Source organism: Halomonas campaniensis, from assembly GCF_014193375.1.
Lineage (GTDB): Bacteria > Pseudomonadota > Gammaproteobacteria > Pseudomonadales > Halomonadaceae > Halomonas > Halomonas campaniensis.
This window is the reverse complement of record NZ_JACHZF010000002.1, coordinates 118,708-138,132: the sequence shown is the minus strand read 5'-3', so window position 1 is coordinate 138,132 and position 19,425 is coordinate 118,708. Positions and strand designations below refer to the sequence as shown.

Sequence of the window (19,425 nt, the reverse complement as noted above, 5' to 3'; positions counted from 1 at the left end):
ACAGGGCTCAGTAGCTGTAGTCGCCGACCACCAGGGCGGTGACGGTGATCTCCACCTTCAGCTCGTCGGCGGGCATCGGGGCACAGACGCAGGTGCGCGCCGGCGCGTGGCCGGTGGGCACCCAGGCATCCCAGACCGCGTTCATGGCGGCGAAGTCGTGGCCCTCCTTCAGGTAGATCGTGGCCGAGAGCAGGTGCTCGCGGTCGGAGCCGATCTCCTTGAGGAGGTCATCGAGGCGGCCCAGCATGCTCTCGGTCTGGGCGGTGATGTCGCCATGGCGCGCCTCGGGGCCGGCCACCTGGCCGCACAGGTAGGCGACGCCGTTGTGGATCACGGCGCGGCTCATGCGCGCCTTGGTGTCGTGACGGATGATGGTCATGGGAACTCCTCATGCAGTGGCGGCCAGCTGGTAACATGGCCCCGATGGATTCGACCGTCACATCATGCCAGCGCCAGAGGAGGGCGTCATGGGCTACCGCCTGCTGCTGCGGGATCATCGCGGCCTGATCGGCATCGCCTTCCTGGCGATGTTCACCTCGAGCCTCGGCCAGAGCTTCTTCATCGGGCTCTTCCAGGCCCCGATCAGCGCGCGCCTCGGCCTCACCGCCGGCCAGTTCGGCACCACCTATGCGCTGGTCACCCTGATCGCCGGCTTCGCCGTGCTGCGCCTGGGGCCCGCCATCGACTGGATACCGCCGCGGCGCTTCGCCCTCATGGTGCTGGGCGGCCTGCTGGCGGGGGCACTGCTGCTGACCCTCTCGCCCTGGTGGGGGCTGGGGCTGCTCGGCCTGGGGCTGGTCCGGTTCTGCGGCCAGGGCATGATGCCCCACCTGGGGAACACCCTGGCCGGTCGCGAGTTCACCGAGCTGCGCGGCCGGGCCCTGGGGCTCACCAGCCTCGGCATGATGCTCGGGGAAACGGCGCTGCCGCCCCTGGTGGCGGCGCTGCTGGTGTGGCTGGGCTGGCAGGAGCTGTGGGGGCTGTTCGGGCTGGTGCTGGCCCTGGCCTGGACGGCGGTACTGCTGCGCGCGCCCTGGCCGGACGCGCCCCGGAGCCGCCCGGCACGGGGGCAGCGGCGGGAGGGCCCTCGCCCGTTCCGCGACGGTCGATTCTGGCGGCTGCTGCCGCTGCTGATGATCCTGCCGGTGACCATGACCGGGCTGTTCATCTACCAGGCACAGATGACCGCCGACCTGGGCAGCTCCCTGGGCGTCTACGCCCTGGCACTCACCGGCATGGGCCTGGCCAAGCTGCCCGGCGCCCTGTTCGGCGGCCGCTTCGTCGACCGCCTGGGGCCGGTGCGCCTGGCCCGGCTCTACCTGCTGCCCTTCGCCCTGGCCCTGGGGCTGGCCATGCTGATGGGCGGCCACCTCGGCGTCTGGGCGCTGATGGTGGGCGGCGGCCTGGCCATGGGCGCCCAGGAGCCCATTGCCACCAGCGTGCTGGTGCGCATCTGGGGAGCCGAGCACCTGGGCACGGTTCGCGCCACCCTGAGTGCCTGCATGGTCTTCTCCACCGGCCTGGCGCCGGCGGTACTGGGCATCGCCCTGGATCTCGGCGCCCCCTTCGGCGCCATCCTCGGCGGCATGCTGGCCTTTCTCCTGGCCGGCTGGTGGCTGGCCCAAGGCGTACTGACGACCCTGAAGGCGGCACGCTGATCCCGCCTGCGACTCAGTGGCTGACCCCGGGAATCTCCACCTGGCGCGGACAGGCCGTGCCGTCCGGGCCGAACAGGTGGCAGCGCTCGCCGGCAAGCCCCAGGGGGACCGCCTGGCCATCCTCGAGGGCCGTCAGGCCATCCAGCCGCCGGGTCAGGGTTCCCTCGACGCCCGCCACCCTCAGGTGGGCCAGGGTCTCGTAGCCCAGCTTCTCGGCCACCATCAGCCGGGCCGACAGGGTCGCCTCGGCCTGCTCCGGGGCCACGAAGTCCTCGGCACGCACCCCCAGGGTCGCCCGCTCGCCAGCGGTGAGCCCCCGGCCATCCACCGCCACCCGCAGCGGCTCGCCGCCGGGCAGGCGCACGGTCGTGTGCTGCCGGCCCGGCTCGACGACCTCGACCTCGAGGGTGTTGATGCGCGGCGAGCCGATGAACTCGGCCACTTCCCGGGTCCGGGGGAAGTGGTAGAGCGACAGCGGCGGGCCGACCTGGGCGATGCGCCCCCGGGAGAGCAGCACGATGCGGTCGGCCAGGGTCATCGCCTCCACCTGGTCGTGGGTGACGTAGATCATGGTGGCCTTGAGGCGCTTGTGCAGCTCGGCGATCTGCACCCGCATGTCCACCCGCAGCGCCGCATCCAGGTTGGAGAGCGGCTCGTCGAACAGGAACACCGCCGGCTCCTTGACCAGGGTCCGGCCGATGGCCACCCGCTGCCGCTGGCCGCCGGAAAGGTCCCGGGGCCTGCGGTCGAGCAGTTCGGTGAGGTGCAGCATCCCGGCGGCATGGTCCACCCGGCGCCGGATCTCCGCCTTGTCGGTGCGCGCCAGCTTGAGCCCGAAGGCCATGTTCTCGGCCACGCTCAGGTGCGGGTAGAGGGCATAGGACTGGAAGACCATGCCGATGTCACGCTCCTGGGGCGGGATCTCGTTGATCCGTTCACCGTTCAGGCACATCTCCCCCCGGGTGATCTCCTCGAGGCCGGCGATCATGCGCAGCAGGGTCGACTTGCCGCAGCCGGAGGGGCCGACGAAGACCACGAACTCCCCGTCCTCGATGGTCAGGTCGATATCGCGCGAGATCTCGATGCCGTCGAAGGCCTTGCCGATGCCTTCCAGTGTCAGACGTCCCATGCCAGGTCCTCCTCAGCGGGGCAGCGCGCGATGGCGATGCCGTGGGCGGGTAGGGAAACGCGGCCCTCGGCCCAGCGGCCGTTGACCAGTGCCGGCGCCTCGACCAGTGCCTCGGCCACGGCGGGCGCCGGCAGGGTGCGCGCCTCGGCCTTGAAGTTGAGCGCGACCAGCAGCCGCTCGCCGGGTTGGCTGGAGGGGTGGTAACGCTCCAGGCAGAGCACGCCGTCGCGCACCGGGTGGTAGCGGATCTCGCCCCTGACCAGGGCCGGCTGGATGCGGCGGAAGGCCAGGAAGGCGCGGTAGGCGTTGAGCAGCGAGTCGGGATCGCGCTCCTGCTGGTCCACGGCCAGGGCGAGGTGCGCCTCGGGCACCGGCAGCCAGGGTGTGGCGGTGGAGAAGCCGCCATGCCGGGCATCGGCGACCCAGGGCTGAGGGGTGCGGCAGCCGTCGCGGCCCTTGTAGGCCGGCCAGAAGGTGATGCCGGCCGGATCCACCAGCTGCTCGAAACGCAGTTCGGCCTCGGTCAGCCCCAGTTCCTCGCCCTGGTAGAGGCAGACGCTGCCGCGCTGGGTAAGCAGGAAGGCCAGGTAGAGGCGCAGCTTGGCCTGATCGCCCTCGGCGTCCCAGCGGGTCGCCAGGCGGGTCACGTCGTGGTTGCCCAGCGCCCAGCAGGGCCAGCCATCCGCGATGCGCGCCTCCATCCCGGTGAGGGTCGCATGCAGGAACTCGGGGTCGTGGCGCTCGCCGAGCAGGTCGAAGGAGTAGGCCATGTGCAGGCGGTTGCCGCCGCGGGTGTACTCGGCCATCACGCCGAGCGAGTCGTCGTCGCCCACCTCGCCGACGCTGGTGGTGCCGGGGTATTCGTCGAGCAGGGCGCGCAGCCGCTCCAGGAACGCCAGGTTCTCGGGCTGGGTCTTGTCGTACAGGTGCTGCTGGAAACCGTAGGGGTTGTCCGGACGCACCCCGATGAACCCCTCGACCAGCTCCTCGCGGGGCGGGTTGTCGCGGATCTCGCCATGGGTGCAGAAGTTGACGGCATCCAGGCGGAAGCCATCGACCCCGCGCTCCAGCCAGAAGCGCACCTCGCCGAGGATCGCCTCGACCACCTCGGGGTTGCGGAAGTTGAGGTCGGGCTGCTCCACCAGGAAGTTGTGCAGGTAGTACTGGCAGCGGCGGGTGTCCCACTGCCAGGCGGACCCGCCGAAGATCGACTGCCAGTTGGTCGGGGGGGCGCCATCCGGCCTGGGGTCGGCCCACACGTACCAGTCGGCGCGAGGGTTGTCGCGGCTCGCCCGGCTCTCCTGGAACCAGGCATGCTGGTCCGAGCTGTGCGACAGCACCTGGTCGATGGTCACCTTGAGGCCGCGGGCATGGGCGGCCTCCACCAGGCGGTCGAAGTCGTCGAGGGTGCCGAACATGGGGTCGACGCCGCGGTAGTCGCTGATGTCGTAGCCGAAGTCCTTCATCGGCGAGGTGAAGAAGGGCGACAGCCAGATGGCGTCGACGTTCAGGGAGGCGATGTAGTCGAGGCGCTCGATGACGCCCTTGAGGTCGCCGATGCCGTCGCCGTTGGCATCCATGAAGCTGCGCGGGTAGATCTGGTAGATCACCGCGCCGCGCCACCAGTCGGCGCCCTGCCGACCCAGAATCCGTGTCATGCGTCCTGTCCTCCATCATGCGTGGGCCACGCGCCGGAACCCGGCCATGGCAAGGGTCAGGCACATGGTGCGCCGCAGCGGCCAGGAGGACATCCTCCCGGGGACGGAGGGGGCGGCGTAGTCGGGGGGCGGAGGTTACTCCCCCTGAATGCGCGAGAGCAGGTCGGCGGCCAGTGCCACGGCCTCCTCGCGGCGACGGATGCCCTGCTTCTGGTAGAGGCTGCGGATATGCGTCTTGACCGTGGTGGGCGCCACCGACAGCTGGTCGGCGATCTGTTCGTTGGAGAGGCCGGCATGGATCAGGCCGAGGATCTGCCACTCGCGCCGGGTCAACGGCGAGACCCGGATCAGCTCGGGCACGTCGGGGCGCGCGACGATATCGGCGATCACCGACTCGTCGAGCATCAGCCGCACCGCGCTGGTGAAGTCGCGCTGGCGCCGGGCCAGCTCGAGCAGCCGCTCGGCATGGCGGCGAGCCAGCGGCTCCAGCGCGTCCCCGGCGAGCAGCTCGATGAGCATCTCGGGCAGGGCCGATCCCAGCCTCAGGAAGCTCCCTGTCAGCCCCGTGCGGGTGGCCAGGACCAGGGCCTCGCGCAGGTGCTCGAGGCCCTCCTCACGCTGCCCGCGCTGCCAGGCCAGGGCCGCCAGGCAAAGCCGGTTGCGATTGGTGTCGGTGACCAGCCCCAGCGACTCGGCCCGACGCTGCAGCGCCTCGAGCAGCCCGGCGGCCTCGTCGTGGCGGCCGAGAAGGGTCAGCGCGCGGGCATGGTTGCGCAGGTTGCACTGGGCGAAGTGGTTGGTGGCCGCCTGGGGATCGCCGGGGGGCGCCTCCTGCCACCAGCGTGCCACGGCGTCCAGATCACCGTTGGCCTGCCACCAGGCCAGCAGGGTGGCATGGGCATTGGCCTGCCAGTCGGCATGGTAGTCGCCCTCGGCCAGGATCTGGCGCAGGCGCCGCACGTGGTCGGCGCACTGGGCCTGGTCGCCGCGGGAGAGCGCGAGCTTGGCGAGGCTGACGTGGCACTGCAGGGTCCAGCGCTTGCCCTGCCGGTCGAGTACCGCGATCCCGGCCAGCGCCGCCTGCTCCGACTCGTCCAGGCGCTGCCACTCCCACAGCAGCTGGCTGCGGATGCGGTAGAGGAACTCCGCCACCGGCAGCCGATCCAGGCCGCTGCGCTCGATATGGGCCAGGGCGCGCTCCTGGACGTCATGGGCGGCCTGCAGCCGGCCCTGGGCGACCAGGGTCTCCGACTGGTGACAGAGCGACCAGAGCAGCAGCCGGTCGTCGCCGATGCGGGTGGCCTCGCGCTCCACCTCGGCCACCTCCCCGAGCGAGGCCTCGAGGTGGCCCTGGACGAATCGCGCCTCGGCGCGTATCGCCGCCGCCGAGGCGGGCGTGGACGCCAGGTAGCGGGCCGGCAGGGTCAGGGCCTGCTCGGCCAGGGGGGCGGCCCGATCGGCGTTCCCCTCGTTGATGGCCAGCTGGGCGCGCAGGGTCGCGAACTCGGCGGCCAGCGTCTGCCACTCGGGCGCCTCGAGCTGGGCCTCGATCCAGTCGATGGCCCGCCGGGTACGCCCGAACTGGTACTGGGCATGGGAGACCCAGCCCTGCAGCAGGGCCAGTTTCGGCGCGGCGGCCAGCCGCGTATCGCCCAACCGGTCGAGGGCACGCGCCAGCAGCGAGAAGTGCCCCCCGGCCAGCAGGGAGGGCCCCTGGGCCTCGACCTGGGCGGCCAGGGCCTCCGGGTCGTCGGCCTCGATGAGCTGGGCCAGGGCCAGCGCCGGCTCGCCCAGCGACAGCCACGCCTCACCGGCGCGCCGGTGGAGCGCCCGCTGGCGCGACAGGCTCAGCTCATGGCGACGAAAGCACAGGTAGCGGGCGAACAGCGGATGCAGGCGCAGCCAGTGATCGTCGGGGTCGGGACGCTCCAGGAACAGGCCGGCCTGCTCCAGGGCCTCGAGCCGCTGGGAGAGGCCGTCCCCCTCCAGCAGCCTCGCCACCAGGGGGGGCGAGAAGCGCTCCAGCACGCCCAGCTGCAGCAGCAGCTCGCGGTCGCCGACATCGATCAGGTCATCGAACCAGGCGACGAAGTCGGGATGCGGGCCGTCGAGCCGGTCCACCAGGCGGTCGAATCCCGCCCGGGTGGTGGTCCGCTGGATCAGCCAGTCGAGCGCCATGGCCCAGCCGCCGGTGCGGCGCAGGGCGCGCTCCAGGCTGACCCGGGTCGGCGGGAAGCTCAGCTGTTCGGCACACAGGGTCTGGGCTTCCTCCAGGTCGAAGGCAAGCTCGGCCATGCCGATCTCCTCCAGTTCGCCGCGCAGCCGCAGCGCCGGGAGCCCCAGGGCCGGGCGGCGGCGGGAGATCACGGTGAGGGTCAGCCAGGGCGGCTGGTGGCGCAGCCAGGTCACCAGGGCGGCGAGGATTGCGGTCTCGGTGAGGTGCTCGAAGCCATCGAGCACCAGCCGTGCCGGCGGCGCCACGGCGGGCAGCGCGGCAAGCCAGGCCTCCATGGCATCGTCCAGGCCGGCGCCCTCCTCGAGCGGCGCGAGAGGGGCGTCACAGAGCTCGCCGAGCATGGCCCGGAAGCCCTCGGCGAAACGCCGCGGCACGTCATCACGGCCGTCCAGCCTCAGCCAGGCGGCACGCTGCTCCAGGGCAGGCAGGCGCTCGGCCACCAGGGTGCTCTTGCCATAGCCGGGAGGCGCCTCGACCACCAGCAGGCGGACCCGCTCGTCGAGCACGAAGTGATCGTTGAGGCGCGAGCGCGCCACCAGCGACAGGGGCAGCACCGGGGGCGCCAGCTTGTTCGGGATCAGCGTCATGACGGCTCCCTGGCATCGCATGGGCCTGCGAAAAGCCCGCGGCCAGGGCCGCGGGCAAGGATCGAAACAGCCGACAGGGCCCGGCCGGCGCCGGGCCCCTGCCATCAGAACCAGACTTCGGTCTGGACGCCGAAGCTCCACTGGCCCCCGGTGAAGCCGTCCTCGCCGAAGCTGCCGCCGTACTCGTTCAGCTCCTCGCTCCAGTCAGTGTAGGAGGCAAACAGGCGGATCTCCGGGCGCTGCCAGAAGCCGCCCACCTGGGGCTTGAAGGTCGGGGCAAGGGTGAACTTGCCGAAGTCGCCCTTCACGGCGTTGCCGCCGGCGCCCTGGTCGAGGTCCATGTACTGGTAGCTGGCCTCGTACTGCATCTCGAAGTTCTCGGTCAGCTCGTTGGCCAGGCGCACGTTGAGGCCCGCCCAGTTGAACTCGTCGCCCTGCACGTAGCGATCCCGGCTGGTCTCGGCGAGGATCGAGGGGGCCACGCGCCAGTTCGGCGCCAGGTAGGTGGTGCCGTAGAGGCCGAGGCGGGTCGCCTGAGCGTCATCGGTGAGGCTGCCGTCGGCGCCCAGCACCTTGGCCTCGGCGCCCAGGCCCTGGCCATGGATCAGCGCCGCCTTGAAGTTGCCCTCGGCAAGGCCGAAGAAGCTGTCGCCGTGGTAGGCCACCATGGTATGGAAGCCGCTGTCGGCGGCCGTCTGGCCCACCTCGATGTCACGCTCGTCGTTGTCGGCGGCGGAGAGGCCGCTGACCATGAACTGCCAGTTGCCTACATAGTTGTTGGAGGTGAGGATCAGGCTGTCGGTGCTGCCCGGGTCCTCGCTGCCGATGATATCGAAGTCGCTGAAGCTGCGACCGTAGAGCGACAGGTTGGAGGTCCAGTTCTCGGCCAGCTGCATGTCGTAGATACCCGCGCCGGTGCCGGCCAGGAAGATGAAGTCGCTGTCGATCCAGTGGATGTCGAAGTTGTCGCGATCGAAGCGCTTGCCGGCCCAGATCGAGGCGTTCTCGAAGACCCCGGTGAAGCTCGGCAGGTCGCTGAACTCGGCATAGACCTGGCGCACGTTCAGGTTCGATTCGTCGGCGGTCCAGTCGTTGCTGGTGCTGACAGAGTCGGCGAGCATCATGCGGTAGTGGGCCCGGGCGCCGTTGTCGTAGCGCATCCGGTAGTTGAAGATGCCCTCGACATAGGTATCCCCCTCGTTGCCCAGGCGCCCCACGGCACCGCCCAGCGGCCCGGCGGGCGTCACGTAGGGGCCGCCCGGCAGGCTCTTGCCATCCTCGCCCAGCAGCAGCCCGGAGCGGGCATAGGCGTTGAAGGAGAAGCCCTCCTCGCCGCTGGCCTGGCGCTCGACCCTGGCCAGGCGCGCCTCGAACTCGTCGGCGGAGAGCCGCCCGTCGGCCTCGGCCTCGGCGATCGCGGCGCGCTGCTCCGCGGCATCGGCACGCTGCTCCGCGGCGGCGATACGCGCCTCGAGCTCGGCCAGGCGCTGCTCCAGCCCGTGGCTGTCGGCGCTGGCGGCGCCACTCAGCGCCACGCCGGCGGCGGTGATGGCAATGGCGAGGGGGGTCTTGAACATGACGGCATTCATGGTGATGTCATCCCTTGTTGTTGTGGACTGTCGCCCATGCCGGCCCCGGTCTGTATCGATTCAGTTCCGCGACGTGCCAGACGCGGCGGGAGCCGGGGAAGGCGGCTGGACAAGCCAATCGAAACTTAATCGTTTAAGCCCACCCCCTCAACGCCGAGGGCGCAGAACGCGACCAATGTCTAATGCAGCCCTCCGCGGCCGAAGCCATCTTAGCCAGACCCTGGCCACCCTTCGCCGGCGAGGTAAGCAAGCGCTCACGCCCGGGCGCCAGGACGCGCGGCCAGGGTTCGACAAAAGTCTAGGTTGATGGGGCCAGGGCCATGGTCTTAACTGTCGCCACGAACTTAATCGTTTAAGACCCGCCATTCACAACAACAAGCCGACGAGGATTATCCCATGCTCAAGACGCCTCTCATCACCGCCATCGCCCTGGGTTCCGCCGCGCTGGCCGGCACCGGCCACGCCCAGGCGGCGGACCTGACCATCTCCTGCGGCGCTGTCGGCGCCGAGCTGACCCTCTGCGAGGAGGGCGTGCGCGCCTGGGAGGAGCAGACCGGCCACGAGGTCGATATCGTCTCCACCCCCAACTCCTCCACTGAACGCCTGTCGCTCTACCAGCAGATCCTCTCCGCCAACTCCAGCGACATCGACGTGATGCAGATCGACGTGGTCTGGCCGGGCCTGCTCGCCACCCACCTGCTCGACCTGCGCGAGGCGCTGGGTGACGAGGCCGGCGAGGGGCACTTCCCCGCGATTGTCGAGAACAACACCGTCGATGGTCGCCTGGTGGCGATGCCCTGGTTCACCGATGCCGGGGTGCTCTACTACCGCAAGGACCTGCTCGAGAAGTACGGCTTCGAGGCGCCCGGGACCTGGCAGGAGCTCACCGAGATCGCCCGCGAGATCAAGGCGGCCGAGCGCGAGGCCGGCAACGACCGCATGCACGGGTTCGTGTTCCAGGGGCGGGCCTACGAGGGCCTGACCGTCAACGCCCTGGAGTGGGTGGCGAGCCACGGCGGCGGCGCCCTGGTGGAGCCCGACGGCGAGATCAGCATCAACAACCCCCGCGCCGCGGCCGCCCTGGACCTGGCGGCCAGCTGGGTCGGCGATATCGCCCCCGACGGGGTCCTCAACTACACCGAGGAGGAGGCCCGCGGGGTCTTCCAGGGCGGCAATGCCGTGTTCATGCGCAACTGGCCCTATGCCTGGTCCCTGGCCCAGAGCGAGGGCAGCGAGGTGCGCGACAAGGTCGGCGTGACCCAGCTGCCGGCGGGCGGCGATGGTCAAGGCGCCGCGGCTTCGGGCGGCGAGAACAGAAGCGCCGCGGGCCTGGGCGGCTGGAACCTGGCAATCTCCCGCTACAGCGAGAATCCCGAACTGGCCGTGGACCTGGTCGCCTTCCTGACCGGGCATGACGAGCAGAAGCGTCGCGCCATCGCCGGCGCCTACAACCCGACCCTCGAGGCCCTCTACCAGGACGAGGAGGTGCTGGAGGCCGTGCCCTTCTTCGGCGAGCTCTACGACACCTTCGTCAACGCCGTGGCCCGCCCCTCGGCGGTGACCGGTGACGCCTACGGCCGGGTCAGCAACGCCTTCTTCAGCGCCAGCCATGACGTGCTCTCCGGCAGCCGCAGCGGCGAGCAGGCCGTGGCCGACCTCGAGCGCGAGCTCTCGCGCGTCAAGCGCCGCAACTGGTAACCGGGAGCCTTCCCATGACCTCAACCGTCAACGACAGCGCGCCCGCCGCGGCGCGCCCCGTCTCCGGCCAGTACCGCAGCACCAAGGTACGCCGCCAGCGGGTACGCGCCGCCTGGACCTTCCTGGCGCCGATGCTGGTGACCCTGGCCCTGGTGGCCGGCTGGCCGCTGATCCGCACCTTCTATTTCAGCTTCACCGATGCCTCGCTGTCGGACCTCGGCAACGTCTTCTTCATCGGGCTGGAGAACTACCTGGTCCTGGACGATGGCCGCTGGTACGGCGTGCTGGCCGACCCCGTCTGGTGGCGCTCGGTGTGGAACACCTTCTTCTTCGCCATCGTCTCGGTGTCGCTGGAGGTGGTGTTCGGGGTGATCGTCGCGCTGATCCTCAACGCCGAGTTCAAGGGCCGCACTCTGGTGCGCGCCGCGGTGCTGATCCCCTGGGCGATACCCACCATCGTCTCGGCGCAGATGTGGGCCTGGATGCTCAACGACCAGTTCGGGATCATCAACGAGCTGCTGATGACGCTGGGCATCATCGCCGACCCCATCGCCTGGACGGCCGACGCCAGCTACTCCATGTGGGCGGTGATCATGGTCGACGTGTGGAAGACCACGCCCTTCGTCGCCCTGCTGGCGCTGGCCGCCATGCAGATGCTGCCCAAGGACTGCTACGAGGCCGCCGAGGTGGACGGCATCCACCCGGTCCGGGTGTTCTTCAGGGTCACCCTGCCGCTGATCACCCCGGCGCTGATGGTGGCGGTGATCTTCCGCCTGCTCGACGCCCTGCGGGTGTTCGATGTCATCTACGTGCTGACCTCGAACTCCACCAGCACCATGTCCATGTCGATCTACGCCCGCCAGCAGCTCGTCGAGTTCCAGGACGTGGGCTACGGCAGCGCCGCCTCGACCCTACTGTTCCTGATCATCGCCCTGGCGACCATCGCCTATCTCTACCTGGGCCGCAAGCAACTCAACCTGGGAGGTGACGCATGACCTCGCGCCGGTTCAACAAGCTCGCCGCACGGGTCGGCTTCTGGGGGCTGGTGGCCCTGGTGGTGGTGGTCGCGGTGTTCCCCTTCTACTACGCGGTGATCACCTCCCTGAAGCCCTCCGGCGACCTCTTCCGGGTCGAGCTGTGGCCCAGCACCTGGGATCTCGCCAACTACGTGCAGGTGTTCACCCAGCGCAGCTTCATCCAGGCGATCTTCAACTCGATCCTGGTCGCCACCAGCGTGGTGTTCATCGCCCTGCTGCTCGGCATCACCGCCTCCTACGCCCTGGGCCGGGTGCGCTTCCGCGGCCGCTCCACGGTGCTGCTGGTGATCCTGGGCGTGTCGATGTTTCCCCAGGTGGCGGTGCTCTCCGGGCTCTTCGAGGTGATCCGCGCGCTCAACCTCTACAACAACCCGGGCGGCCTGATCCTGAGCTACACCATCTTCACCCTGCCCTTCACCGTCTGGGTGCTGACCACCTTCATGCGCCAGCTGCCCATGGAGCTCGAGGAGGCGGCGATCATGGACGGGGCCACCCCCTGGGTCACCATCACCAAGGTGTTCCTGCCGCTGATGTGGCCGGCCATGGCGACGACAGGGTTATTAGCCTTTATCGCCGCCTGGAACGAGTTCCTGTTCGCCCTGACCTTCACCCTGACCGACAGCCAGCGCACCGTGCCGGTGGCCATCGCCCTGCTCTCCGGCGGCAGCGCCTACGAGCTGCCCTGGGGCCCGATCATGGCCGCCTCGGTGATCGTCACCGTGCCCCTGGTGGTGCTGGTGATCATCTTCCAGCGGCGCATCGTCTCGGGGCTGACCGCCGGTGCCGTCAAGGGCTGAGGCCTCCATTCACCCTGTCAAATATGGAATCCCCCATGCAGGACAACACCTTCTGGTGGCGCGGTGGCGTCATCTACCAGATCTACCCGCGCAGCTTCATGGACGCCAACGGCGACGGCATCGGCGACCTGGCGGGCATCACCGAGAAGCTCGACTACGTGGCCTCGCTCAACGTGGACGGGATCTGGCTGTCGCCCTTCTTCACCTCGCCGATGCTCGACTTCGGCTATGACGTCAGCGACTACCGCGACGTGGACCCGATGTTCGGCACCCTGGCGGACTTCAAGGCGCTGCTGGCCCGGGCCCATGCGCTGCGCCTGAAGGTGATCATCGACCAGGTGATCAGCCACACCGCGGAGGCGCACCCCTGGTTCCAGGAGAGCCGGCAGGACCGCACCAATGCCAGGGCCGACTGGTACGTGTGGGCCGACCCGAAGCCGGACGGGACACCGCCCAACAACTGGCTGTCGATCTTCGGCGGCCCGGCCTGGACCTTCGACCCGCGCCGGCGCCAGTACTACCTGCACAACTTCCTGAGCAGCCAGCCGGATCTCAACTTCCATCACCCGGAGGTGAGAGCCGCCCAGCTGGACAACATGCGCTTCTGGCTGGAGCTGGGGGTGGACGGCTTCCGCCTGGACACCGTCAACTTCTACTTCCACGACGCCGAGCTGCGTGACAACCCGCCGGTCCCCGAGGGGGAGGCCAAGACCCTGGGCGCCCCGGAGGCCAACCCCTACACCTGGCAGCGCCATGTCTTCGACCTGAGCCGCCCGGAAAACCTCGACTTCCTGCGCGAGCTGCGCGCGCTGATGGACGAGTACCCCGGGACCACCACGGTGGGCGAGATCGGCGACGACAACCCCCTCGAGCGCATGGCCGAATACACCGCCGGCGGCGACAAGCTGCACATGGCCTACACCTTCGACCTGCTCAACAAGCCCCACTCGGCGGCCTATCTCCGCGAAGTGATCGAGCGCTTCCAGCGCCTGGCCGGCGATGCCTGGCCCTGCTGGGCGATCTCCAACCACGACGTGGAGCGCAGCGCCAGCCGCTGGGGCGCCGGCCAGGACCCGGTGGCCTACCCCGCCGTGATGCTGGCGATGCTCTTCTCGCTGCGCGGCAGCGTCTGCCTCTACCAGGGCGAGGAGCTGGGCCTGCCCGAGGCCGAGGTGCCCTTCGAGCGCATCCAGGACCCCTACGGCAAGGTGCTGTGGCCGGAGTTCAAGGGCCGCGACGGCTGCCGGACCCCGATGCCCTGGACCGATGCCGAGAGCGGCGGCTTCACCACCCCGGGCGTCGAGCCCTGGCTGCCCGTGGAGGCGCGCCACCTGCCCCTCTCGGTGGCGCGGCAGGAGGACGACAGCGCGTCGGTGCTCAACGCCACCCGCCGCCTGCTGGCGTTCCGCGCCAGGCACCCGGCGCTGTTCGACGGCGAGCTGCGCCTGGTCGACGTGGGCGACGGGCTGCTCGGCTTCGTCCGCGAAGGGGCGGGCGAGCGGATCCTGTGCCTCTTCAACCTGACCGCCGAGCCCCGGGAGACCCGGCTGCCGCTGGCGGTCGACCACGCCCTCGAGGGCCATGGCTTCACGGCCTCCCTCGACGGCGACACCCTGCGGCTGCCGGCCTACCAGGCCGCCTGGTTCGCGGTATCCTGAACGATCGCCGCCCACGCCGGCAGCTCACCATAGCAGCTCACCATAACAACAGGCCGGCCCCGACGAGGACGCCAAGGGCGCGGGGCCGGCAAGGAGTCATCAGATGGCAAGCGTCACTCTCGACAAGATCAACAAGATCTTCGGCAGCACCCACATCATCAAGGATGTGGACCTGGATATCGGCGACGGCGAGTTCGTGGTCTTCGTCGGCCCCTCGGGCTGCGGCAAGTCGACCCTGCTGCGGCTGATCGCCGGGCTGGAGTCGATCAGCGACGGCACGCTCAGCATCGGCGAGACGGTGGTCAACGAGCTGCCGCCCCGGGAGCGCGGCGTGGGCATGGTGTTCCAGTCCTACGCCCTCTACCCGCACATGACCGTCTACGAGAACATGGCCTTCGGCCTCAAGCTGGCCAAGGCCAGCAAGGAGACGGTGGATGATCGCGTGATGGCAACGGCGCGCATCCTGCAGCTCGAGGAGCTGCTCGACCGCAAGCCCAAGGCGCTCTCCGGCGGCCAGCGCCAGCGCGTGGCCATGGGTCGCGCCATGGCCCGCGAGCCGCGCATCCTGCTGTTCGACGAGCCGCTCTCCAACCTGGACGCCTCGCTGCGCGTGCAGATGCGCAACGAGATCGCCCGGCTGCACAACCGCCTGGGCTCGACCATGATCTATGTCACCCACGATCAGGTGGAGGCCATGACCCTGGCCGACAAGATCGTGGTGCTCAACGGCGGACGCATCGAGCAGGTGGGCAGCCCCCACGAGCTCTACCAGCGGCCGGCGACGAAGTTCGTGGCGGGGTTCATCGGCTCGCCGACCATGAACTTCATGCCGGCGAGCCTGGCCGGCCAGGCCGAAGCGGGCTGCCGGGTGCAGGTCGAGGGCATCGGCGAGCTGAGCCTGCCCCAGGCGGCGGGCGAGCATGCCGCCGGCGCGGCGCTGACCCTGGGCGTTCGCCCCGAGCACCTGCGCCTGGAGGCGGCCAGCAGCGACAACGCCTTCGAGATCGTCAACGTCGAGTACCTGGGCAACGAGGTCTACGTCTACCTGGAACCGATGGCCGGCGAGACCCTGCTGATCCATCGCAGCGAGGCGCCCAGCCGCTGGCAGGAGGGGCAGCGGGTGGCGCTGGTCCCGGACCCGCAGCACGTGCACCTGTTCGATGCGGACAATCGCGCCCTGAAGGCCAGCCGGGCACGCGCCGTGGCCTGAAGCGGCGCATGAGCACGCACCGACCCTGTCCCCCGCGGGCCAGGGTCGGTATCCTTGTCAGCGGGTCGCCAACGACCAGGGAAGGCCATGACCGCACCAACGCGTCGCATCACCTTGAAGGACCTGGCCCGGGAGCTCGGGGTCTCCACCGCCACCGTCTCCAACGCCTTCAACCGGCCGGACCAGCTCTCGCCCGCCCTGCGCGAGCGCATCCTTGGCGAGGCCAGCCGGCTGGGCTACCACGGCCCCGACGCCAAGGCGCGCAGCCTGCGCACCGGGCGCTCGCGGATCATCGCGGTGATCCTCGCCGAGAGCCTCACCTACAGCCTCAACGACGCCGTGGCGAGCGAGTTCCTCTCCGGGGTGGCCGAGGTGCTCGACGCCCAGGGCCATACCCTGCTGCTGCTCTCCTCGCGCCAGACCCAGGGCCAGATCCCGGGCTCGGCGAGCATGGCCGACGGCTTCATCGTCTACGGCCTGATGCCGAGCCCCTCGCTGCTCGGCCGGCTGCCTGCCCAGGCCTCGCTGGTCTCGGTGGACTTCGACATCGCCGGCCGCCCCACCGTCCACGTCGACAACGAGGCCGCCTGCCTCGCCATCGCCCGCCACGCCCTGCGGACGCCCCCGCGGCGGCCGGCCGTCGTCAACCTGCGCCTCACCGCCGAGCCCTGCAACGGCCGCATCACCCCGGCCCATGCCCTGCTGGGAGCCGAGCAGACCATCACCCGCTCGCGCCTGACCGGCTTCCACCGCGCCCTGGCGGAGCACGGGATCGACCCGGCCGGGGTGCCGATGTGGAACATCGAGGAGAACACCTTCGAGGTGTGCGCCCCGGTGATCGAGACGATCCTCGACCGGCCCGACGATGAGCGCCCCGACCTGCTGCTGTGCATGTCCGACCGCATCGCGCTGACCGCCGTCACCCTGGCCGAACAGCGCGGCCTGCGCATCCCCGAGGACCTGCGCATCACCGGTTTCGACGGCATCGCCGAGGGACAGTACCGGGCCCCGCGCCTCACCACGGTCCGCCAGGACAGCACCGAGAAGGGCCGCACCGCTGCCCGCATCATCCTCGGCCTCGCCCCGGCCGAGCCCAGCCTGCTGCCCACCGAACTGGTGATCGGCGCCAACTGCCCCTGAGCCGACGGGGCCTGCCGCCCCGCGCCTCCTCTCCTTCGCCCTACGCCCTACGCCCCACCCGTACGCCACCCCTGCGCCCCCCGGGGAGGAGGACGCCGAGCGGGGGATTGGCGACGCTGGACGCCTTCGTCATGGCGCTCCACCCGGGGCGCCACCGCACAACAACAACCTGGAGGATCCAGTCCCATGACGCCATCACGCCGTGGTTTCCTGTTCCCGCTGCTGGCCGCCGCCCTGGGGAGCGGCCTCGCCCTGCCCGCCGTGGCCTTCGACGCCGGCAAGCTGACCATCTGGATGGGCGACAACAAGGGGCCGGAGGGCATCCGCGAGGTCGGCCGCCGGTTCACCGCCGACACCGGGGTCGAGGTGGAGATCGTCCATCCCGACAACCTCACCGACCGCTTCCAGCAGGCCGCGGGCAGCGGACAGGGGCCGGATGTCGTGATCTGGGCCCATGACCGCCTGGGCGAGTGGGCCCAGAGCGGGCTGCTGACGCCGCTCTCTCCGAGCGACGACTTCCGTGGCCGCTACTTCGACTTCACCTGGGACGCCACCCTGTGGAACGGCGAGACCTACGGCTACCCGATCTCCGTGGAGTCGCTGGGGCTGATCTACAACAAGGCGCTCGTCGACGAGGCCCCGGAGAGCTTCGCCGAACTGATGGCGCTGGATGCCGAGTTGGCCGAGCAGGGCAGGAAGGCGATCCTCTTCGACTACAGCGAGCCCTACTACGGCTGGACCCTGCTGGCGGCCAACGGCGGCTACCCCTTCCGCCAGACCGAGGCGGGCTTCGACGTCAGCGACATCGGGGTCAACAACGCGGGGGCCCTGCAGGGCGCCGAGCTGCTGCGCGAGCTGATCGATCGGGACGTGGTGCCCCGCGGCACCGACTACAGCGTGATGGATACCCGCTTCAATCGCGGCGAGGTGGCCACCATGATCAGCGGGCCCTGGGCCTGGGGCAACCTGGAGCGCAGCGGGATCGACTACGGCGTGGCCCTGCTGCCCAGGGTGGGCGACGAGCGCGCCAGGCCGATGTTCGGCGTCATGACGGCGATGATCAACGCCGCCACGCCCAACGACTTCCTGGCGGTGGAGTTCCTCGAGCACTACCTGCTCGACGAGGCGGGGCTGCGCACCTTCAACGGCGACGGCACCCTGGGCGCGGTGGCGCATATCGCCTACCAGCGGGAGCTGGCGGAGGACCCCGCTATCGCCGCCACCCTGGCCAACGCCGAGATCGGCATGCCGATGCCCAACATCCCCGAGATGGGCGCCTTCTGGGCCGCCATGGAGCCGGCGCTGCAGAACATCGGCAGCGGCCGCCAGACCCCGCAGGAGGCGCTGGACGCCGCCGCCCGCCGCATGCGCCAGTAAGCCGACCCGCCACCCTGGCCGGCGGCCCTGCCGTCGGCCGCTCCCGCAGGACACTCGACATGTACACCACCAATGCCTCCCGGGGGCTGCCGCGACACCGCTCGCGCCATCCCGGGGAACGCTACGCCCGCTGGGCGGCCCGCGCCCTGGTCGCCGCCCTGGTCGTGGGCCTGATGTGGCTGGTCGTCGCCTTCCACCTCAACGGCCAATGGATGTTCGCGCTGCTCTTCCTGGTGCTGGGCGCCGCCCTGGCGGTGGTCTTCACCCGCCGCAGCCTGATGAGCCATCGCTACATCTTCCCCGCCGTGGCCGGCCTCGGCGTCTTCGTGATCTTCCCGCTGGTCTACACCTTCGGCATCAGCTTCAGCAACTACAGCTCGAGCAACCTGCTCAGCGAGGAGAGGGTCCGCGCGCAGCTCCTCTCGCGCACCTACCAGGAAGAGGGCGCCGCCTTCGGCTTCTCGCTGCATCGCGAGGGCGAGCTCGTCAGGCTCTACCTGGAAGCCGAGGGCGACCCGGCCGGGGAAGGCACCAAGCGCTTCGCGAGCCCACCGCTCAACCTGGCCAATCAGGAGGAGCGCCGGATCGGCGTACAGCCCACCGACCGCCCCCCGGCTGCCGAACCGCTGGCGATGCGCGAGGTGATCGCCGCCCGCGGCGCCCTGCAGGGACTGCGCCTGGTCACGCCCGAGGGCCTCGAGCTTCGCATGTCGGGGCTGCGCCATTTCGCCCCGATGCTCGACCGCTACGAGGCCCGCGACGACGGCAGCCTGTTCGACCGCCGCGACGACCGGGTGCTGACGCCGGACCAGCAGATCGGCTTCTTCGTCACCGACGACGGCGAGACCATCACCCCGGGGTGGCCGGTGGCGGTCGGCCTGGACAACTACACCCGGATCTTCGCCGACCCGGACATCCGCGGCCCCTTCCTGCAGATCTTCGTCTGGACCTTCGCCTTCGCCGGGCTGACCGTGCTCTTCACCCTGGCGGTGGGCTTCGTGCTGGCCGCCCTGCTGCAGTGGGACCAGCTGCGCGGCAAGGCGATCTACCGCACGCTGCTGATCCTGCCCTATGCGGTGCCCGCCTTCATCTCGATCCTGATCTTCAAGGGGATGTTCAACCAGCACTTCGGCGAGGTGAACATGATCCTCGACAGCCTGTTCGGCATTCGCCCGGAGTGGTTCACCGACCCCTGGCTGGCCCGCACCATGCTGCTGGTGGTCAACACCTGGCTCGGCTACCCCTACATGCTGCTGCTGTGCATGGGACTGATCCAGTCGATCCCGCGGGACCTCTTCGAGGCCTCGGCGGTGGACGGCGGCGGTCCGCTCACCAACCTGTTCCGGATCACCCTGCCGCTGATCATCAGGCCACTGACGCCCCTGCTGATCGCCGCCTTCGCCTTCAACTTCAACAACTTCGTCCTGATCGCCCTGCTCACCGGCGGCAACCCGGACATCCTCGGCGCCAGCACGCCGGCGGGTACCACGGACCTGCTGGTCAGCTACACCTACCGCATCGCCTTCCAGGATGCCGGCCAGAACTTCGGCCTGGCCGCCGCCATCGCCACCCTGATCTTCCTGCTGGTGGCAGGCCTGTCGCTGCTCAACCTGCGGCTGTCCAGGGTCAAGGTCTGAAAAGGAGATACCGT

The 19,425-nt window shown here is 69.9% G+C and carries 14 protein-coding genes; 9 read left to right on the top strand and 5 right to left on the bottom strand.

What is annotated here, in order from left to right; translation table 11 throughout:
• Positions 1-7 precede the first annotated feature (7 nt).
• On the bottom strand, positions 8-379 hold the full coding sequence (locus tag BDK63_RS01685) for a RidA family protein (RefSeq protein ID WP_183329586.1): 372 nt from the start codon (positions 377-379) through the stop codon (positions 8-10).
• A gap of 88 nt (positions 380-467) precedes the next feature.
• Between BDK63_RS01685 and BDK63_RS01680 the strand changes: the two genes are divergently transcribed.
• The gene (locus tag BDK63_RS01680) at positions 468-1,658 is read left to right on the top strand and encodes an MFS transporter (RefSeq protein WP_183329585.1); all 1,191 of its coding nucleotides are present in this window, start codon (positions 468-470) and stop codon (positions 1,656-1,658) included.
• A 13-nt stretch (positions 1,659-1,671) separates the two neighbouring features.
• On the opposite strand, the gene ugpC is transcribed toward BDK63_RS01680, so the two are convergent.
• From ugpC to BDK63_RS01660, 4 genes are all read right to left on the bottom strand, one after another.
• Positions 1,672-2,787 carry a sn-glycerol-3-phosphate ABC transporter ATP-binding protein UgpC gene (gene ugpC / locus BDK63_RS01675; protein WP_183329584.1) on the bottom strand — a complete coding sequence of 372 codons (1,116 nt, stop codon included), beginning with the start codon at positions 2,785-2,787 and terminating at the stop codon, positions 1,672-1,674.
• A complete protein-coding gene (locus BDK63_RS01670; RefSeq protein WP_183329583.1) occupies positions 2,775-4,445 on the bottom strand; it encodes an alpha-amylase family glycosyl hydrolase in 1,671 nt (556 codons plus the stop codon). Before BDK63_RS01670 ends, ugpC begins: the two co-directional genes overlap by 13 nt.
• Before the next feature lie 135 nt (positions 4,446-4,580).
• On the bottom strand, positions 4,581-7,268 hold the full coding sequence (malT, locus tag BDK63_RS01665) for an HTH-type transcriptional regulator MalT (RefSeq protein WP_183329582.1): 2,688 nt from the start codon (positions 7,266-7,268) through the stop codon (positions 4,581-4,583).
• A 104-nt stretch (positions 7,269-7,372) separates the two neighbouring features.
• The gene (locus BDK63_RS01660; RefSeq protein WP_183329581.1) at positions 7,373-8,857 is read right to left on the bottom strand and encodes a carbohydrate porin; all 1,485 of its coding nucleotides are present in this window, start codon (positions 8,855-8,857) and stop codon (positions 7,373-7,375) included.
• 396 nt (positions 8,858-9,253) lie between these two features.
• On the opposite strand from BDK63_RS01660, the gene BDK63_RS01655 reads away from it, so the two are divergent.
• The 8 genes from BDK63_RS01655 to malF all read left to right on the top strand — a co-directional run bounded on the left by BDK63_RS01655 (position 9,254) and on the right by malF (position 19,411).
• A complete protein-coding gene (locus tag BDK63_RS01655) occupies positions 9,254-10,555 on the top strand; it encodes an ABC transporter substrate-binding protein (RefSeq protein ID WP_183329580.1) in 1,302 nt (433 codons plus the stop codon).
• Between the two features lie 14 nt (positions 10,556-10,569).
• The gene (locus tag BDK63_RS01650; protein WP_183329579.1) at positions 10,570-11,550 is read left to right on the top strand and encodes a carbohydrate ABC transporter permease; all 981 of its coding nucleotides are present in this window, start codon (positions 10,570-10,572) and stop codon (positions 11,548-11,550) included.
• Entirely contained in the window at positions 11,547-12,389 is an 843-nt protein-coding gene (locus tag BDK63_RS01645; protein WP_183329578.1) for a carbohydrate ABC transporter permease, read from the top strand. The genes BDK63_RS01650 and BDK63_RS01645 overlap by 4 nt, the downstream gene beginning before the upstream one ends.
• A gap of 35 nt (positions 12,390-12,424) precedes the next feature.
• A complete protein-coding gene (locus BDK63_RS01640) occupies positions 12,425-14,047 on the top strand; it encodes an alpha-glucosidase family protein (RefSeq protein WP_183329577.1) in 1,623 nt (540 codons plus the stop codon).
• Positions 14,048-14,150: 103 nt separating this feature from the next.
• Complete coding sequence (locus BDK63_RS01635) at positions 14,151-15,257, top strand: ABC transporter ATP-binding protein (protein ID WP_183329576.1); 1,107 nt, start codon at positions 14,151-14,153, stop codon at positions 15,255-15,257.
• Positions 15,258-15,344: 87 nt separating this feature from the next.
• Positions 15,345-16,397 (top strand): LacI family DNA-binding transcriptional regulator, encoded by a 1,053-nt coding sequence (locus tag BDK63_RS01630; protein ID WP_183329575.1) that lies wholly within the window; start codon positions 15,345-15,347, stop codon positions 16,395-16,397.
• A gap of 186 nt (positions 16,398-16,583) precedes the next feature.
• Positions 16,584-17,774 (top strand): maltose/maltodextrin ABC transporter substrate-binding protein MalE, encoded by a 1,191-nt coding sequence (gene malE, locus BDK63_RS01625; protein ID WP_183329574.1) that lies wholly within the window; start codon positions 16,584-16,586, stop codon positions 17,772-17,774.
• A gap of 59 nt (positions 17,775-17,833) precedes the next feature.
• Positions 17,834-19,411, top strand: coding sequence for a maltose ABC transporter permease MalF (malF, locus tag BDK63_RS01620; protein WP_183329573.1), 1,578 nt, complete (start codon positions 17,834-17,836; stop codon positions 19,409-19,411).
• The last annotated feature ends 14 nt before the right edge of the window (positions 19,412-19,425 follow it).

Coding starts and splice junctions, on each gene's coding strand:
- BDK63_RS01685 (WP_183329586.1), bottom strand. CDS start 379: ATGACCATCATCCGTCACGACACCAAGGCGCGCATGAGCCGCGCCGTG.
- BDK63_RS01680 (WP_183329585.1), top strand. CDS start 468: ATGGGCTACCGCCTGCTGCTGCGGGATCATCGCGGCCTGATCGGCATC.
- ugpC (WP_183329584.1), bottom strand. CDS start 2,787: ATGGGACGTCTGACACTGGAAGGCATCGGCAAGGCCTTCGACGGCATC.
- BDK63_RS01670 (WP_183329583.1), bottom strand. CDS start 4,445: ATGACACGGATTCTGGGTCGGCAGGGCGCCGACTGGTGGCGCGGCGCG.
- malT (WP_183329582.1), bottom strand. CDS start 7,268: ATGACGCTGATCCCGAACAAGCTGGCGCCCCCGGTGCTGCCCCTGTCG.
- BDK63_RS01660 (WP_183329581.1), bottom strand. CDS start 8,857: ATGAATGCCGTCATGTTCAAGACCCCCCTCGCCATTGCCATCACCGCC.
- BDK63_RS01655 (WP_183329580.1), top strand. CDS start 9,254: ATGCTCAAGACGCCTCTCATCACCGCCATCGCCCTGGGTTCCGCCGCG.
- BDK63_RS01650 (WP_183329579.1), top strand. CDS start 10,570: ATGACCTCAACCGTCAACGACAGCGCGCCCGCCGCGGCGCGCCCCGTC.
- BDK63_RS01645 (WP_183329578.1), top strand. CDS start 11,547: ATGACCTCGCGCCGGTTCAACAAGCTCGCCGCACGGGTCGGCTTCTGG.
- BDK63_RS01640 (WP_183329577.1), top strand. CDS start 12,425: ATGCAGGACAACACCTTCTGGTGGCGCGGTGGCGTCATCTACCAGATC.
- BDK63_RS01635 (WP_183329576.1), top strand. CDS start 14,151: ATGGCAAGCGTCACTCTCGACAAGATCAACAAGATCTTCGGCAGCACC.
- BDK63_RS01630 (WP_183329575.1), top strand. CDS start 15,345: ATGACCGCACCAACGCGTCGCATCACCTTGAAGGACCTGGCCCGGGAG.
- malE (WP_183329574.1), top strand. CDS start 16,584: ATGACGCCATCACGCCGTGGTTTCCTGTTCCCGCTGCTGGCCGCCGCC.
- malF (WP_183329573.1), top strand. CDS start 17,834: ATGTACACCACCAATGCCTCCCGGGGGCTGCCGCGACACCGCTCGCGC.